The organism is Dorea sp. AGR2135 (assembly GCF_000420885.1).
Classification (GTDB): Bacteria; Bacillota; Clostridia; order Lachnospirales; family Lachnospiraceae; genus Dorea; species Dorea formicigenerans.
In genome coordinates this window covers 14,732-31,299 of sequence record NZ_ATVU01000026.1, presented here as the reverse complement: position 1 = coordinate 31,299, position 16,568 = coordinate 14,732, and the positions used below count along the sequence as shown (strand labels likewise).

At 39.8% G+C, this 16,568-nt stretch carries 17 protein-coding genes; 4 read left to right on the top strand and 13 right to left on the bottom strand.

Going from position 1 to position 16,568, the window contains the following annotated elements:
- Nucleotides 1–110 precede the first annotated feature (110 nt).
- The 10 genes from G593_RS0114310 to G593_RS20545 form a co-directional block, all read right to left on the bottom strand.
- Entirely contained in the window at nucleotides 111–290 is a 180-nt protein-coding gene (locus G593_RS0114310) for a hypothetical protein (RefSeq protein WP_029732136.1), read from the bottom strand.
- 93 nt (nucleotides 291–383) lie between these two features.
- Nucleotides 384–1,682 carry a hypothetical protein gene (locus tag G593_RS0114300; RefSeq protein ID WP_029732135.1) on the bottom strand — a complete coding sequence of 433 codons (1,299 nt, stop codon included), beginning with the start codon at nucleotides 1,680–1,682 and terminating at the stop codon, nucleotides 384–386.
- Between the two features lie 100 nt (nucleotides 1,683–1,782).
- Complete coding sequence (gene rlmD, locus G593_RS0114295) at nucleotides 1,783–3,477, bottom strand: 23S rRNA (uracil(1939)-C(5))-methyltransferase RlmD (protein ID WP_029732134.1); 1,695 nt, start codon at nucleotides 3,475–3,477, stop codon at nucleotides 1,783–1,785.
- 28 nt (nucleotides 3,478–3,505) lie between these two features.
- The gene (locus tag G593_RS0114290) at nucleotides 3,506–4,432 is read right to left on the bottom strand and encodes an NYN domain-containing protein (RefSeq protein WP_005340721.1); all 927 of its coding nucleotides are present in this window, start codon (nucleotides 4,430–4,432) and stop codon (nucleotides 3,506–3,508) included.
- 71 nt (nucleotides 4,433–4,503) lie between these two features.
- Nucleotides 4,504–4,746: a hypothetical protein gene (locus G593_RS0114285; protein ID WP_005340723.1), complete on the bottom strand. Its 243-nt coding sequence runs from the start codon at nucleotides 4,744–4,746 to the stop codon at nucleotides 4,504–4,506.
- A 174-nt stretch (nucleotides 4,747–4,920) separates the two neighbouring features.
- The gene (gene pcrA / locus G593_RS0114280; RefSeq protein WP_029732133.1) at nucleotides 4,921–7,179 is read right to left on the bottom strand and encodes a DNA helicase PcrA; all 2,259 of its coding nucleotides are present in this window, start codon (nucleotides 7,177–7,179) and stop codon (nucleotides 4,921–4,923) included.
- A 21-nt stretch (nucleotides 7,180–7,200) separates the two neighbouring features.
- Nucleotides 7,201–7,596: a DUF3783 domain-containing protein gene (locus G593_RS0114275; RefSeq protein WP_029732132.1), complete on the bottom strand. Its 396-nt coding sequence runs from the start codon at nucleotides 7,594–7,596 to the stop codon at nucleotides 7,201–7,203.
- A 136-nt stretch (nucleotides 7,597–7,732) separates the two neighbouring features.
- Entirely contained in the window at nucleotides 7,733–8,443 is a 711-nt protein-coding gene (locus G593_RS0114270) for a response regulator (protein ID WP_005335503.1), read from the bottom strand.
- The gene (locus tag G593_RS0114265) at nucleotides 8,433–9,488 is read right to left on the bottom strand and encodes a sensor histidine kinase (RefSeq protein WP_005340728.1); all 1,056 of its coding nucleotides are present in this window, start codon (nucleotides 9,486–9,488) and stop codon (nucleotides 8,433–8,435) included. Before G593_RS0114265 ends, G593_RS0114270 begins: the two co-directional genes overlap by 11 nt.
- Nucleotides 9,489–9,640: 152 nt before the next feature.
- Nucleotides 9,641–9,778 carry a hypothetical protein gene (locus G593_RS20545; protein ID WP_022278633.1) on the bottom strand — a complete coding sequence of 46 codons (138 nt, stop codon included), beginning with the start codon at nucleotides 9,776–9,778 and terminating at the stop codon, nucleotides 9,641–9,643.
- Between the two features lie 189 nt (nucleotides 9,779–9,967).
- Here G593_RS20545 and G593_RS0114255 point away from each other — a divergent pair, with 189 nt between their 5' ends.
- A complete protein-coding gene (locus G593_RS0114255; RefSeq protein WP_005340732.1) occupies nucleotides 9,968–10,582 on the top strand; it encodes a DUF1836 domain-containing protein in 615 nt (204 codons plus the stop codon).
- Nucleotides 10,583–10,592: 10 nt separating this feature from the next.
- On the opposite strand, the gene G593_RS0114250 is transcribed toward G593_RS0114255, so the two are convergent.
- On the bottom strand, nucleotides 10,593–11,912 hold the full coding sequence (locus G593_RS0114250; protein ID WP_029732131.1) for a hypothetical protein: 1,320 nt from the start codon (nucleotides 11,910–11,912) through the stop codon (nucleotides 10,593–10,595).
- Between the two features lie 260 nt (nucleotides 11,913–12,172).
- Here G593_RS0114250 and G593_RS0114245 point away from each other — a divergent pair, with 260 nt between their 5' ends.
- Together G593_RS0114245 and G593_RS0114240 are read left to right on the top strand one after the other, a co-directional pair.
- A complete protein-coding gene (locus G593_RS0114245) occupies nucleotides 12,173–13,345 on the top strand; it encodes a M20 metallopeptidase family protein (RefSeq protein ID WP_029732130.1) in 1,173 nt (390 codons plus the stop codon).
- 4 nt (nucleotides 13,346–13,349) lie between these two features.
- A complete protein-coding gene (locus tag G593_RS0114240) occupies nucleotides 13,350–14,600 on the top strand; it encodes an MFS transporter (RefSeq protein WP_005340737.1) in 1,251 nt (416 codons plus the stop codon).
- An 82-nt stretch (nucleotides 14,601–14,682) separates the two neighbouring features.
- Here G593_RS0114240 and G593_RS0114235 read toward each other — a convergent pair whose 3' ends face one another.
- Nucleotides 14,683–14,991 carry a YerC/YecD family TrpR-related protein gene (locus G593_RS0114235; protein WP_005335489.1) on the bottom strand — a complete coding sequence of 103 codons (309 nt, stop codon included), beginning with the start codon at nucleotides 14,989–14,991 and terminating at the stop codon, nucleotides 14,683–14,685.
- 200 nt (nucleotides 14,992–15,191) lie between these two features.
- On the opposite strand from G593_RS0114235, the gene G593_RS0114230 reads away from it, so the two are divergent.
- Nucleotides 15,192–15,836, top strand: a complete 645-nt coding sequence (locus G593_RS0114230; RefSeq protein ID WP_022278636.1) for a YkgJ family cysteine cluster protein — start codon at nucleotides 15,192–15,194, stop codon at nucleotides 15,834–15,836.
- Between the two features lie 91 nt (nucleotides 15,837–15,927).
- Here G593_RS0114230 and G593_RS0114225 read toward each other — a convergent pair whose 3' ends face one another.
- Nucleotides 15,928–16,542: an HD domain-containing protein gene (locus G593_RS0114225; protein WP_005340739.1), complete on the bottom strand. Its 615-nt coding sequence runs from the start codon at nucleotides 16,540–16,542 to the stop codon at nucleotides 15,928–15,930.
- Nucleotides 16,543–16,568: the final 26 nt, after the last annotated feature.

The window sequence follows — 16,568 nt, the reverse complement described above, 5'->3', positions numbered from 1 at the left end:
TCGCATAGATTTAGCCACTTTGTCAAGGTGGCTATGTAAACAGTACCAGAGAACGCAAAAAAGCCGCCTATTCTTAAAATCAATAAGAATAAGCGGCTTTGTAATTTGCCTTAGACATATTCAATTTTCATTCTCTTGGTCGGTGCATTTATGACCTTAAAAATAAGCTCGTCAACGCAGTCTGTATATCTGCCTTGCTGAATGAGCTGATTTTTTAACTCTACAAGGCTATGTATCAAAAGTATTCTTTCGTGGCTATCCAAATACAGATGATTAAATTTCTCTCTCATAAGCACACCTCCACATCTTTAGCTTCATTATAAGTTTCGGAAAAATAATATACAAATCTATAAATGGGAGATTTTGATAAAAACTCATTCCTATCATAAATTTCTTCCATCTAAATACTGGATTGCGGTTGAAATTAAAGACAGGCAACGTCTATAAAAATATTCATAATGCCTTTTATCCTGAATATCCGTTTTTGTTGTTTCATGGTGTCGAATTCTAAAATTATTGCCAAGTATGGTAAGCTCATGAAATTCCTTTTCAAATAATTCTAAAAACGGCTGTTGATTATTACCCATATCCATTATAATCTTATTAACCGATTTCTTCTTATCTACAGTCGATGAGCAGTAATATGTCTTTAGTCTCTCAAATGCATCCCAAAGTTTCTCCACTGCAATTTGCAAATTGTTTTCATCATAATATTTTGACGCCTCTTGTAATAACTCTTTCAGTCCTACTTCTTGAACAGACACTAATGAATTTTTATTTATCTGGGTATCAAATGTATTAATTAGCTTCCCCTTGGAAAGCTGAAACGGTATCTCATTCAGTTTTAATATAGCATTAATCTGTGGTTCAAAGTCATCTGAGATACTATGTTTCGCAAAAAACTCTATTGCGTCCAACACGCAAAATGGAGAATTAGAAAGTATGAATGCTTGCAAATCAGCAGTTTCAACATATTCTTTTTTATCATTATAACACTTTGGCACATAAAATTGCCTTATTTCATTAAAAACATCCTCAGCTACTGTTGTATTATAATTCCATCCCGTTTCGTCAGTCGCTTGATATACGATATTATATCGCTCCAGAAACTGATAAATTTGATTTCTCGCTTTCCGCTTTATGGACAATACTATCTTTTTTGCTTTTATGTCCTTTGCATTTCGTTGAGAATATGGAATAAACAACGTATTATCTTCTTGCTGATATATTCTCCATCCATAAACATCACGATTGGATAGTTTCTCAGCAGGGTAAATCTCATAACCGTCATTTTGTAATAGCTTGTTAATTGCCACTAAAAATTCTTTCCAGTATCCCTTATCATATCGAACAGCAGGGTGAAATACTTCACAAAGAAATTTTAAATATACTTCATCGCTACCATCTTGTAAATTGAATCTTTTGTCTTCAAAAACCCAGCAGTATGGATAATCATCATTATTCACTGTATGTTGCCAAATATCCTGTTCTGCATTTGCAAATCTTGAATCAAAACTTGGCATTCTCTCTAAATCATATAATCTTTTAAGAAAATCTATTTCTTCAAGGCGACCATAATAATTGTAAGTAATGGTTCGGGTTTGAAAAAATTCGTCTATCTCTAATCCATTCTGAAATAAATCTAAAATATCTCGCTTTGTTATTTCTGTAATACGGTTCACTCCATTTTCCTCCTTTCAAGCATATTCAGCACTTATATATTGCTTCCCAAATATTTTAAAGAAAAGCGTACCACTATTTTTAATGATACGCTCATCATTATTAAATCACTTCAAAATGCTTCAATGCATCCTTTATCGCTTCCACTTTCTCCGCTGTCGGATGCTTCCTCGGCTGTTTCAACTCTTCTACCGCATTAGGAGCATCGTACATTGGCAATCCTAAATCTCTCTTTACCTCTGCGATATATGCGGTATGTACTTTGAAGCCGTATTTAGCTTCTATGTACTCCTTTATCATTTTGTAGGTCACTCGCTCTTTGGGCTTGTAGCTTTCCGCTCTTTTAGCAATATTATCAAGCGGAACTTTTCCCTCACCCTCGCCAAACTCAACTTTTACGTTGATATGTCCGTCTGGTTTTTTGTGGGAAAGCAGTACTACCGTCTCGACATGAACCGTGTTCGGGAATAAATCCACACATGCAATCTTCTCTACTTTATATCCTCTTCCCTGAATCATCTCCAGATCCCGTGCCAGACTGGTCGGTTTGCATGCGATATACACCAGACGCTCCACTCCGAAATTCAGGATCTTCATAAGTGCCTTCGGATTCACACCGTCTCTCGGCGGATCCAGCATGATCAGATCCGGAACTTCCCCCAGTTCATCGATGACTTTTAAGACATCTCCTGCCCAGAAAGTACAGTTGTCCAGTTCATTTAATTTTGCATTGACCTTAGCTGCCTCAACTGCTTCTTCAACAATTTCAACACCGACTACTTTCTTCGCTACCGGTGCCAGAATCTGTGCAATTGTTCCGGTTCCACTGTAAAGGTCAAAAACTACTTTTTCATTCGTATCCCCGATATATTCTCTCGCTTTTTCATAAAGCACTTCCGCTCCCAGCGAATTAGTCTGGAAGAAAGAAAATGGTGTGATTTTGAACTTCAGTCCAAGTAATTCCTCATAGAAATAATCCTGACCAAAAAGTACTTCTGTTCCTTCGTCTTTTACAATATCTGCGAGACTGTCATTCTTCGTATGGAGAATTCCGACAATCTTTCCGGTGAGCTCAAGTGCCTGAAGTGCTGCTGCCCATTTATCCAGAAATTCCTTTGGTTTACTGTCAAAGCCTTCTTCTGATGCTGTTACAATATCAATGAGGATTTCTTCCGTCTTCACTGCTTTTCTCACGAGTAAATGCCTGAAATACCCATCATGTCTCATGCGGTGATAATATGGCAGGCCTGATTTTCTCGCACATTCCAGTGTACAGGCCAATATCTTTCTGTAATCACTGTCTACAATCTGACAATCACATACATTGACTATATCGTGGAAACTGCCTCGTTTGTGCATACCAAGTGCCAGCGGTCCGTCTTTGTATTCGTCACCAAAAGAGAACTCCATCTTATTACGGTACTCACTTTTGAATGGACTTTCCAGTACACCTTCCCAGATATAGTCTCCGTCAACTGCCTCATCCATCATTGCCTTGACTTGTGACTCCTTTAATTTTACCTGTTCTTCATACGGCAGATTCTGATAAGTGCAACCACCGCACTGTCCGAAATGCGGACAGGCAGGTTCTATCTCCTGAGGCGCTTTCTCGATTACCTCCAGGATCCTTCCTTCTGCTTTTCCTTTTTTCACTTTATTTACTGAAAAACGTACCTTCTGACCAGGCACACCATTTTTTACAATGACGCATCTGTCCTCCTGTGATACATTTACAATTCCTTTATTCGGGAACTCTACGGATTCGATGACTCCTTCGTATACCTGTCCTTTCTTCATAGCGTTCTCGTCCTCCTTTACAGACTATCTATTTTTTATAATGAGCTTTCCAGCGTTTACCATCCTGTTCCAGCTTCATATGAGAAATGCTCTTAACATATTTTTTGAACTGGGAATATCCATAATCATTTAGTTTGAAATCTTTGTATTTATCATACACACGATTTCCGATGGCACCAAGATCCATACCTGCTTCTCCGGCACCTTTCACCAAATTACGCACAAACTGGTCTACGTCTTCTTTTCTCGCACGGTTCTCTTTTAATGTAACCCAAGCTACATGACCATGTTTCACAAGCTGTATTCTATCAAATTCCTCAAAAAATTTGGAAAGGCTGCTATATCCGTAACTTCGCACGTCAAAATCCGGATAAAGGCTGACCAGTCGGCTTCCTACTTCGCCAAGTCCGGTCTGCTTATTATTATCCTGATTCTCCATGATCATCTTAATAACTGCATCTTCGACCTTCTCACGCCCCAGCACTTCATGAGATTCTTCCTCTCCATCTTCCAAGCCTTTCTCTGACAGAAGATTTTCCAGAATTGTGAATTTGTCGCATGCTTTTCGAAATGGCTCCGGCGTCTTATTTTCGCCCATTCCAATAACCATCTTACCACTCTCTCTTAATCGGCTCACCAGTCTCGTAAAATCACTGTCACTGGATACAATGCAGAATCCATCCACATCCTTTGCGTAAAGAATATCCATCGCATCTATAATCATCGCAGAATCTGTGGAATTCTTTCCCTGCGTATAAGAGAACTGCTGGATTGGTGTAATCGAGTTCTTAAGCAGCTCATCCTTCCAGCTTGAATGTTGCGTATTCGTCCAGTCTCCATAAATTCTTTTGTACGTGATATTTCCATATTTTGAAAGCTCTGTTAAAATCGGCTTTATATACCTTGCAGATACATTATCTGCATCAATCAACAGAGCAAAGCACTGTCCATCCATCATCCACCTCGTCCTGTAAAAAAGCAGGCATCTCAGCCTGCTTTTTACTTACTTGTTTTGTTGTTCTGAACCTATATCTGATCTTCGTCATTGAAGAAGTCATCATCGAAATCATCGTCAAAATCATCCTCAAAGTCTTCCAGATAATCCGAGGTAAAGAAGCAATATACTGCATATGCGATTGCTGCAACTGCTGCCACAGCACCGATCACTGCCAGTATCCAAAGAACTGTCTTGGAAGCTTTCTCTTCTTCCTTTTTGTTAATCAGATCGTTCAGCTTTGTTGTTGCAATAAGCTCATCAATTTTACTCATATCCCTCGTCCTTTCCCTTGCCCTTTGCAAGTTACATTATTGTATATTATTATAACACTGGTCTGAAAATATTACTACACATTTATTTTATAAAATTTTAAAGTATAATTTGAAAGCTGCAAAGTTTGTCAGTGTAAAATTACCTTTGCAAAATTCTCTGCTTCTGCATATTTCTTATATCTTCTGTAATTTTGCGAATGCTGCAAACATCTTCTTCGTTCCAGGCCCGTCAAAATTCACCGTCACTTCGTAGTCACGTCCGCCTTCGACTATCGACAAAACTGTACCTTCACCGAATTTTATATGGCGTACACGGTCACCGACTCCATACTCCAGCTTTCCCCCTGCAGGCTTTCCAAAGGATTTTCCCTGCTGTACTGCTGCAAATGCTTTCGTCTTAAATGCCTGTCTCGCCATCTGGTAGTCCGTTTTTCTTTCCGGTTCTTCATAATCCGCGTGGTCTGTAAGACTTTTTCCATTTCCTGAAAATTTATTTCCCGTAGATATCAGTTCCAGCGGAACTTCCTTTAAGAAACGTGACATTTTATTATACTGCGTCTCACCGCGGACCATACGTTTTCTTGCACAAGTCATAGTCAGTTCATTCTGGGCTCTTGTGATACCTACATAACAAAGTCTTCGCTCTTCCTCCAATTCGTCCGGATCATCGGCCGTCACGGTCATATAGCTTGGAAACAGTCCGTCTTCCATTCCGGCAAGATAAACGCGTGGAAATTCCAGTCCTTTCGCACTGTGTAAAGTCATGAGCACCACATAATCACTGTTCTCATCCAGATTGTCAATATCTGCCACCAGAGCGACTTCCTCAAGAAATCCACTCAGTGTTACCGGTTCATCATGCTCTTCGCATACTTCTTCATAAGCAACGACTTTATTTAAAAGCTCATCGATATTTTCAATTCTCGCCTGAGCCTCTATCTCACTCTCTGCCTGAATGCTCTCGATATATCCGGTTTCGTCAATAATTTCCTGCATCAGTTCATGAAGTGTCAATTCCTTTGCATCTACTTTAAAGTGCTCGATCAATGCTACAAATGACTCAAGCTTTGACACGCCTCTTCCGATATCCGGGATAAGGTCAGCTCCCTTAAGACATTCATAAAATCCTTTTTCATGCATCGCAGCATACTCCTGCACACGATTAATGCTGGTAAGACCGATTCCTCTTTTTGGTACATTGATAATTCTTCGCACCGCCAGGTCATCCTGACCATTATCTACGGTTTTTAAATATGCAAGAATATCTTTAATTTCCCGTCTTGCATAGAAATTAATGCCGCCAATAATCTTATATGGAATATTTGCTGTTACGAATTTTTCCTCAAACATACGGGACTGTGCATTCGTACGATATAAAATGGCGTTGTCCTGATAGTCGCACTCGCCTTTTTCCACGTGTTCTTTTATATCGGATACTATATATTCTGCCTCATCGAATGCAGTATCAAACTGACGAAATGCAATCTTATCACCATCTTCATTGTCTGTCCACAGCGTCTTGTCCTTTCTTCCGTGATTGTAGCTGATCACAGCATTTGCTGCATTCAGGATATTTGCTGTGGAGCGATAATTCTGCTCCAATTTAATGACTGCTGCCTTTGTAAATACTTTCTCAAAATCCAGAATATTACGGATATCTGCCCCACGGAATTTATAAATAGACTGATCATCATCTCCGACTACACACAGATTCTGATACCTGGAAGCAAGCAGACGTACCAACTCAAACTGCACCCCATTCGTATCCTGGTACTCATCTACCATAATATAGCGGAATCTCTCCTGATAATATTCCAACACATCGTGCTGTGTCTGGAATAGCTGAACTGTCTTTAAAAGCAGATCATCAAAATCCAGTGCATTGTTAGCCCGGAGCTGCTTTTCATACTCTTCATACACATCCGCAATCTTTTTCTGATGAAAATCTCCGCCCGACTGAAGCCGAAATTCTTCCGGAGTCAACATCTCATTTTTTGCATGAGAAATGATTCCGATCAGCATACGCTCTTTGTAGATTTTTGTGTCAATCTGCAACAACTTGCACACATCCCTCATCAGTGTCTTCTGATCATCTGTATCATAAATTGTAAAATTCGTGTCATATCCAAGCAATGCAATATGGCGTCTTAGTATCCGCACACACATAGAATGGAATGTACTCACCCAAATACTTTCTGAGCCGAACCCAACCAGATTATCCACACGTTCCCGCATCTCTGCTGCCGCTTTGTTCGTGAATGTAATTGCCAAAATATTCCATGGATTGACACCTTTTTCTTCAATCAGGTACGCAATCCTGTGGGTCAGGACTCTTGTCTTACCTGATCCCGCTCCTGCTAAAATAAGAAGCGGTCCTTCCGTGTGAAAGACTGCTTCCTTCTGTTTATCATTTAACGTATCATATATATTCAAGTTCTTTTCGTTTCCTTTCTATTATTTTTCACCTGTCATCTTCTCATGCTCTCGCATGATCTCATCATGAAGTGCCACCGATGTCCAGTTCTTATTCATCTCTGTCAAAACGGCTTTTAACGGAACCTGAACTTTTTCTTTTCTCATACGCTGCAATGCCTGATCCAGCATACGCTCATTTTCCGGACACATTAAGAGCATCTCCTCTTGAAATACAGCTTCTATTTCTTTCTTTTTAACACCAGCTTCTTCATTTATTGATTCCGTTGTTCTGCCTTCTACAACTTCACCAACCGGAAGCAAGTATTCTTCTTCCTCCACATGACGGACTCTGTAGCCTAAAAATCCAAAAATCAATCCAATCTTCCGACCTTTGGTCGTCCCTTTTAAATTATAACAAAGTACTGTTGCCCGCACCTTAAGCCTCCTGTCTTCCAATAACCAAGAATATTCCAAAGCATATTTTCATATTATAACAAAGATAAAGAAGAAGCGCAATGACCTATGAAGCTGAAAAGCTATTGTTCCTGTGTTAAACAAGCGCTATCACTGATTAAGAATCTGTTTCTATAATACGGTATCCCACTCCGACTTCTGTAAATATAAACTGTGGCTGACCGGGATTTTTTTCGATTTTTCTACGGATATTCGCCATATTCACACGCAGGATACGGTTATCCCCCTTCATGTTTGGTCCCCAGATTTCTTTCATCATGTAATCATATGTCAGAACCTTGCCTGCATATTTTCCAAGGAGACTTAATAACCGGAACTCATTCTGGGTCAGTCCTGCGTCTTGTTCCTCCACATAGACTCGGTGTTTATCATAATCTATCACCAATTTTCCATTTAAAAATGTGACTTTCTGCCTCTCTCCTTGATTCTTGCTTGTTCCCCGGAAATGTCGGATCGCAGCCCGAATCCTTGCAAGAAGTTCTGATGTCCCAAATGGTTTTGTTATGTAATCATCAGCTCCCATATCGAGCGCTTCTACCTTATCTTTTTCATGATCTCTGGCAGAAACTACAATAATCGGCATATTGGACCACGCACGGACTTCTTTTAAAATCTTCATTCCGTCCATATCTGGAAGTCCCAGATCCAAGATCACCACATCTGGACATCTGGAAGTGATCAGACTATATGCTTCCTTTCCTGTCTCAGTCGCGATTACATCATAATCATTGGCCTCCAGGATTGTCTGTATAAACTTTCGAATATTTTTATCATCTTCTACTATTAATACACGGTCTTTAATCTCCATTCTGTTCTTCCTCCTCAAGCGGTAATGTAAATGAAATCTTTGCTCCGCCATCTATCTTATTCTCTGCCCAGACTTTTCCCCTGTGCGCATCTATAATACTTTTACATACCGAAAGTCCGATTCCCATACTCCGTTTATTATCGTACGTCTCACCTTCCCGGTGACTGATCTGACCTGTAAATAACATGGGCAAAATCTTTCCATCAATTCCTTTCCCATTATCTTCAATAGAAAATATAGCTTCTGTTTCATTCGCAGATACGGTTACCTTCACCTGCGTCGTCGATCCTCCATGTATCACAGCATTTTCCATAATATTCACAATGACTTGCCGGATCAGGATTGGATCCATCGGAACAATAACAACTTCTTCTGGAATATCCACCTCGACTTTTATGTCCGGAAAACGCTTTGAAAACTTTACAACTGCACTGCTGACAATCTCTTCTGCCAGTTCTTCGTGTGTCGTAAGTCTTGTTCCTTCATCATTCATCCGGGTAATGGATAACAGGTTCTCCACCATCCGTACCATCCACTGTGCCTCTTCTTTGATATTCAAAAGCAGCTCTTCTTTCTGCTCCTCTGTCAAAACATCTTTATTATCTATAATTCCAGCCGCTGCTCCTTCTATAGAAGTAAGAGGCGTCCGGATATCGTGAGACACTGCTCTTAGAAGATTGGCTCTCATTCTCTCTTTTTCTGCCTTTAACCGCACATGCTCCTGCATCTTGATCTGAGTCATCAATGCACTTACTGAAATAGATACTGTCAACATTACAATAAATGTAAGCGGATAGCCGGTCACAGTAAAATCCACTTGGAAATATGGATAGGTAAATATATAATTGACTCCCACAACTGCCACCATAGATGCCAGCACCCCATAAAAATATCCTTCTGTAAGTCTGGATACACAAAGTACTGACAACACATAAATAAGCGGCACATGCGTGTCTGTCGGAACAAGCGGCCTCAAAATAAAACATATAGCTGTCGCTGCTGCCAGCATTGCAGCCGTAATAATTATATTTTTCAAAATTTTCATATAGATGTTCTCCATTCCACCGCCAAATTGATAGCACAATACATCTCTTTAGGTGCTCCTATTATATCACATACATATGTTAAGATTTTGCTAAAATCAAAAGGGACAGCACCTTTTTCAGATGCTGTCCCTTTTGATTCTTCTATCTTCACTTACTGATATAAGCTATACCCATATCTGACTTTCCGGTAAATCTTCCATACCAACATCACCGGTACACTTAATGTCAAAAGTATCGATGGTACTCCTCCAATCAAAACTAACAAGACTACTAAAATTGCATTGATCATCTTCGTTGCCTCCTCGTAATTTTCTTGCATTCACCTTACCACACACACGTACTCTTCTCCACTAATCTAACCTATTTTTAACTGCTCATTAGCTCATTATGTTATTTTCTTAACAATATGTGAACATTTTATTTTTTGCTTGTCATATAGTTTTTATTACTATATAATATCTATATTGAGGTGGCAATTATGAAGATTAATATGGATGAACTACTGAACAGCATGTTAGAAGGTATTTCCAATATGGATTATGTACGCTCTGAGGATATACCGAATATTGAATTATATATGGATCAGGTGACTAGCTTTATGGACGAACAGTTAAGCTCCAGTAAGCGGTACGATAAGGATAAGATTCTGACAAAGACAATGATCAATAATTATGCAAAGAACAACCTTCTCCCACCACCGGTTAAGAAGAAGTATTCCAAAGAACATGTGGTTGTCATGATTTTTATCTATTATTTTAAAACGATCCTGTCCATCAAGGATATTGAGACGATTCTTACTCCAATTACGGAAAAGTATTTTGATACAGACAGTGCTGTCGATGTTGCATCTATCTACGAAGAAGTCTGCGACACGGCAAAGAGCCAGATTCAGAACTTAAAAGATGAAGTCCGCGAAGCATACGAGACTTCTCAGAATACTTTCAAAGATATGGAAGGTCTCTCTGACAGTGACCGGGAATATCTGCAGTTATTTTCTCTAATTTCTTCTCTTAGCTTTGATGTATATGCAAAGAAAGCTCTGATTGAAAGGATTATTGATGAATTACCAGAACCAGTACACAAAAAAAAGTAGCCTTCATCGGCTACTTTTCTTTTCGCACAAATACACTCTCCGGTCTTCCTCTGGAAGTAGTTCTCTTTTTGTATGCAACTTTCAATATTTCTTCACGCTCTAATGTTGACAGAAAACGGTTCGCACTTCTTTTTGTAACTCCTAACCTGAACGCAAGTTCCTGTGCTGTAATCTCTTTTTCTGCAGATGCCTCCAAGGCAGACATAACTTTGCTGACCGTGATCGGTGATAGTTTTGACTTAATATCCCGGTAAGACTGATTATCAACCATAAATGTCTCAGTTGCCTCCACTCCAAGAGGGCCGATCAGTTCTTCCTTTTCTGTTACTACATAGCTCGTATTCTTTTTTAGTTCTGCCTCATGGCATGCATTCAACGCATTCAATCTTGCCTGGGCGATTCCTGCTCCAAAACCATAGCCAATACAAAAGTTCCAGCTGGTCTTTCGTTTCTTAAGTTCTGCGAACAATCCATCTCTTGACAGATCCTCCGTTATTTTAAGAACATCTTTTTTGGTTGCAAGAATCTCCATTCCATAATGATATCTGTGAAGTGAAAATTCTGTGATACCATTTCCAAACATTTCCATCATCATGCTTTCCAACCGAATGTAATTAGAATCCAGCTCTCGCAAATAACTAACTGAATTCTCCTGTCCTAACAGACGAACTACAATGACACATGGCTGGCGTTCTTCCAGTTCCCGTTTTTCAATATCACTGAGCAGTCTCTCACAGACATTTTGTACATACTGTTGTCCCGGATAAGGAAAATATACATTGACTCCTTGCTCTTTTAATCTCTTTACAATGCTTGAAAAACGTGTAATTGAAAGATCTGTCTTTCCTTCCTTCCACAGATTCAGATGTTTCTCATACTGTTCCTCTTCCAGTTTCTGCATCCTTTCCAATGTAAATGTCTCATTAGAAAGAATGGTAAGATCCGGCATGGCTTCCCGTCCTTCTACAAATGCCGTCAGATTACCACCAAACAATTCCATGATATCTGCATATACTCTTCTAAAATCAAGCTTTCGATTCTGCTGCAAAAGCTTCAGCAGCAGACGATACATGGCTGTGTCATCGGTGTTAAAACATCCAATCGGACGCTTCTCTTCCGGATAGTAAAGATGAATCATATGTGCCGGAAAACTTCCGCTTGCTAAAATCCCATCATATTCCGGTCCGATTTTTTTATAAATATCCTTAATATCTTCGAATTTTTCATATGTAAAGATGTGATACTGAAACCCCATATCCAACTCAGTAATCATATCCTTTATGAATTGTTCCAAAAAATCGGTCGCGATAATTGCTATCTTTTTCCCCACATTCCGACCTCCTTCTGCTTTGTTCCATAATATGATACCACACTTTTTCTGATATGGCTAACTGCCCTTTTCACACTTCTTATATTCGTACATTTCTTATTAATTATTCCTAATTAAAATCACTGCTTTTTATGCAATATAGGCAATTATATTTTGTGCAATACATATATTTTATCTATATTTATTGACTTTAATATAACATCTGCCTATAATAAAGACAGGTCTTTATATTGTCTTTAATTCTATAAGGAGGAATTACTATGAATCAATTTTTAAAGCGTGCAAAAGAGCTTGAGTCTCAATTGCAGGCAGACAGACGTTATCTTCATCAGCACGCAGAAGCTGGCGAGAATCTGCCAAACACAACTAAATACGTCATGGAGCGTCTCCGTGAAATCGGACTGACTCCAACTGAGATCTGTCCTTCCGGTGTGACTGCTCTGATTGAAGGCGCAAAGCCAGGAAAGGTTCTTCTGCTTCGTGCAGATATGGATGCTCTTCCAATGCCGGAGAACAACGATCTTCCATTTAAAACTGAAACTGATGCAGCTCACAACTGTGGACATGATTTTCACACAGCAATGCTGTTATGTGCAGCTCAGATGCTGTATGAACACCGCAATGAATTGTGCGGAAGTGTAAAACTCATGTTCCAGCCGGCTGAGGAGACATTTACAGGATCCAAAAAGCTGATTGCTGCCGGAATCCTGGAAAATCCAAAAGTTGATGCTGCTGTCGGCATGCATGTTATGCTGGATTCTTCCAAACCAGCCCTGAATTACGGACTTGGTTATATGACCTCTTCCTGTGACGGATTCAAGATTACCGTTCATGGAAATGGCTGTCATGGAGCAATGCCGGAACTTGGTATCGATCCAATTAACGTTGGTCTTCACATTTACAGTGCATTTCAGAACCTGATCGCACGTGAGACACCATCTGCTGAGCGTGCGATTCTGACATTTGGCGCATTTAATGCGGGAGCAACACCGAATATTGTCCCAGGCGAGGCTGTTCTGATGGGAACTCTTCGTACATACAATAAAGAACTTCGTAAAAAACTTGTAAGGAGAATGCATGAAATCTGCGAATATGAAGGAAAATCTTTCGGAGCAACCGTTGACTATGAAGTACTTTCCGATGTTCCTTCTACATACTCCGATCCTGAGATGACAAAGGAATTAGCCGGATACGCTTCTGAAATTGAACCGGGAATCATCGGAAAAACTAATTATATGGTAACACCTTCCGATGACTTTGCTTTTATTTCTGAGCATGTGCCAACAACTTACTTCATGATAGAAGCAAAGGTAGACGGATGTCCGGTACAGCATCACAACCCAGGAGTCCTCTTCAATGAAGATGCTCTTCCGTACGGAGCTGCTGTACACGCAACCTGTGCATTCAACTGGTTAAACAAACAAGGAGAATAAGACTATGGAAAAGAAAAAAATACACTATGGCTGGTATATTGTAATCGGATGTCTTCTCATCACATGTACAATGGTACCTCCGATCATGGCACTTAGTAACAAATTCCTCATTCAGGTAACAGAAGAACTTGGTCTTTCAAGAAGCGGATTTACTCTTGCAAATACAATCCTTCAAGGACTGGGAATTTTTATTTCCCCTATGGTTTCTTCCAGACTTGCAAAAGGCGATATGCGTAAAATCCAGTGCGTCAGCATTATCGGATTCGCACTCTCTTACGCTTCTTACTCATTGGCTCAGAATGCAATTCACCTGTATATCTCCTCTGTATTCATTGGAGTATTCTGGTTAAATTCTGCACTGATTCCAGTAAGTATGATGATCACAAACTGGTTTGCTAAAAAACGTGGTCTTGCAATGAGTATTGCAATGGCTGGTATCGGAGTTGGCGGTACAATCTTCAGTCCAATCGTAACTATGTTACTTGGAAAATATGGCTGGAGACATACATACCAGATCATGGCTCTGATCGTACTTGTAATCGCTCTTCCAGCTGCCTTCTTCATCCTTCGTAAACGTCCTGAGGATATGGGACTGAAACCATACGGAAGTGACGAAGTCGATACAAAAACTGCTGATAAATCTTCTGATAAAAAAGAGTCCGATCTTTCTTTAGAAGTTCAGCAGTGCTGGCCAAAATTCTTCTTCTGGTTAATGCTGATCGGTATGCTTTGCAACGGTCTTATTAACTCCGGTTCTCTGGGACAATTCCCACCGGCAATTGAAGAAATGCACGGACCGGCAATTCAGGCTGCAATTATTTCCATCTACTCAATGGTTGGTATCTTTGGCAAGATCGTACTTGGATGGTTAAATGACCGTTTCGGTGTTGTTGTCAGTACTGTATGTGGATGTGTTGCATTCGCAGTATCTTTCATCTTCATGTTAATGGGAAGCAACGTAACAATGCTTTATATTATGGCAGTCCTCTTCGGACTTGGAGATGCCATAGGAACTGTAACTCCACCACTTGTAACAGCTGCTGTATTTGGTACAAAGAAATATGGACAGGCTTATGGTATTGCAAACAGCTTTACTCAGGTTGGTCTGACATGCGGTTCTCTTATGGTTGCTGCGATTTATGACGGAACAGGAGCATACACAAGTGCCTGGATTCTTCTGTTTATCCTGACTATCGTAACATTAGTTGGATGGATCGGATCTTACGCTCTTTCCAGAAAATATGTAGAGAAATAATTCTCACTTAAACAAAGGGACTGTTTCTTTTCTGAAACAGTCCCTGATATCATTCTCATTATTCTATCTGAATTTTTTCTTCTTATTTATTTTCTTCTTCACTTCCCATGCCAATTCGTTCGAATACCATATCATATCCATCATTGCCATAGTTTAATGAACGGTTCACACGGCTGATCGTTGCTGTGGAAGCTCCTGTCTTATCTGCAATCTCCAGATAAGTCTTGTGCTCTCTTAACATCTTTGCAACTTCAAATCTCTGAGACAACGATAACAGCTCATTAATCGTACAGATATCTTCAAAAAATGTATAACATTCTTCCTTATTCTCCAGACTTAAGATGGCGCTAAAAAGATAGTCAACCGCCTCCGTTCTGATCTTCTTGCTCATATATATTTACACTCCTTTGTTTTCATATCTCATCACTGTTACATTTTAACACAGTAAATTTTTAAAGTCCATACATTTCCTTTCGAAAGGTACAAAAACACTGTTTTTCCTTTACATTATCTCAATATTTTTATTATAATAAATCCAGGCAGTTTTAATTTCATGAATGCCTGTGATAATAAAATAACGAGGACTTAAATATGTTAAGAGATATTGATTTAAATGAAATTTCAGACGGTAGACTATATACTGCCAACGATATGGTAAAAGCTGATTGTATGGGCTGTCAGGGGTGTGCTTCCTGCTGTCAGGGCATGGGAGATTCCATTGTTCTGGACCCGTATGATATGTATCGGTTATGCATGGGACTTAAGACCACGCCTGTGGCTCTTCTTGCTTCTTCCCTGGAACTTGGTGTCGTAGACGGACTGATCCTGCCTCACCTTAAAATGAATGGAAATACCGATTCCTGCATGTATTTGAATAAAGATAGCCGCTGCAGCATACACCCTTTCCGTCCGGGATTCTGCCGGCTCTTTCCACTGGGGCGTTACTATGAAAATGATTCTTTTTCATATTTTCTCCAGACTCACGAATGTCCAAAACCCGGAAAGGCAAAGATCAAAGTCCGTAAATGGATTGATGAGCCGGATTTTTCAAGGCACGAAAAATTCGTATCTGATTGGCACTACTATCTCAAACCGTTACAAAACTATGCTATGACATCCGAAGACAGTGAAAAGATAAAGGCACTCAGTATTCAGATACTTCAGACTTTTTATCTTCTCCCCTACATAGAAGATGTGGATTTTTATGAGCAGTTCTATCAGCGGCTTTCAAAATGATAAACAAGAATGCCATACAGACTATAAATATCCTGATTTCGGATATCTGTCAGTCTGTATGGCATTTATGATCTTTTATATTCTAATGTATCTACTTTGTGTCATCTTTAATCTTACCGGTTTTTACATTTGGCTCAATAAAGTTTGTATATGCATAATCCCACAGTTTTTGTGAACCTTCTGCTGTATGTGCATTGCGTTCCAGTATCTGGCTTAACCGCACACCCTTGGCAATCCAGTCTTTTCCTTCTGTGTAATCATTCAGCATCGCCGGCTGAACATTATCCATCACGTGCGCGAACTTAGCTTCCGGCGTTTGAGCCTCCTCGAATTCTTCCCAAAGTTCACGAAGCTTTTCCCCCTGATCTTCCGGCAGGATTCCGTAGATCCGGTCTGCTGCCTTTACTTCCCGTACTCTCTGTGTTTGCTTTCCTTCCTCATCATATGCATAAGTATCTCCGGCATCAATCTCTACAAGATCATGGATAAGAAGCATACTGAGAACCCGAAGAACATCAATCTCCTCATTGGCATACTCACTTAAAAGCAGCGTCATGATTGCCATATGCCATGCATGCTCCGCATCGTTTTCACGCCGCTTTGCATCTGATAAAAAAGTCTGTCTTGTAATAAACTTTTCCTTATCAATCTCCCGGATAAAATCAAACTGTCTGTCTATTCTGCTCTTTTCCTGCTTCTCTTCCATATTTCATGCTCCTGTATCTATATGTT

Excerpts from the sequence above, each read along its gene's own strand:
- G593_RS20545 (WP_022278633.1), bottom strand. The coding sequence starts at position 9,778 with ATGATCAATGCAATTTTAGTAGTCTTGTTAGTTTTGATTGGAGGAGTA.
- rlmD (WP_029732134.1), bottom strand. The coding sequence starts at position 3,477 with ATGAAGAAAGGACAGGTATACGAAGGAGTCATCGAATCCGTAGAGTTC.
- G593_RS0114240 (WP_005340737.1), top strand. The coding sequence starts at position 13,350 with ATGGAAAAGAAAAAAATACACTATGGCTGGTATATTGTAATCGGATGT.
- G593_RS0114265 (WP_005340728.1), bottom strand. The coding sequence starts at position 9,488 with ATGAAAATTTTGAAAAATATAATTATTACGGCTGCAATGCTGGCAGCA.
- G593_RS0114235 (WP_005335489.1), bottom strand. The coding sequence starts at position 14,991 with ATGAGCAAGAAGATCAGAACGGAGGCGGTTGACTATCTTTTTAGCGCC.
- G593_RS0114255 (WP_005340732.1), top strand. The coding sequence starts at position 9,968 with ATGAAGATTAATATGGATGAACTACTGAACAGCATGTTAGAAGGTATT.
- G593_RS0114310 (WP_029732136.1), bottom strand. The coding sequence starts at position 290 with ATGAGAGAGAAATTTAATCATCTGTATTTGGATAGCCACGAAAGAATA.
- G593_RS0114245 (WP_029732130.1), top strand. The coding sequence starts at position 12,173 with ATGAATCAATTTTTAAAGCGTGCAAAAGAGCTTGAGTCTCAATTGCAG.
- G593_RS0114230 (WP_022278636.1), top strand. The coding sequence starts at position 15,192 with ATGTTAAGAGATATTGATTTAAATGAAATTTCAGACGGTAGACTATAT.
- G593_RS0114290 (WP_005340721.1), bottom strand. The coding sequence starts at position 4,432 with ATGGATGGACAGTGCTTTGCTCTGTTGATTGATGCAGATAATGTATCT.
- G593_RS0114270 (WP_005335503.1), bottom strand. The coding sequence starts at position 8,443 with ATGGAGATTAAAGACCGTGTATTAATAGTAGAAGATGATAAAAATATT.
- G593_RS0114225 (WP_005340739.1), bottom strand. The coding sequence starts at position 16,542 with ATGGAAGAGAAGCAGGAAAAGAGCAGAATAGACAGACAGTTTGATTTT.
- G593_RS0114285 (WP_005340723.1), bottom strand. The coding sequence starts at position 4,746 with ATGAGTAAAATTGATGAGCTTATTGCAACAACAAAGCTGAACGATCTG.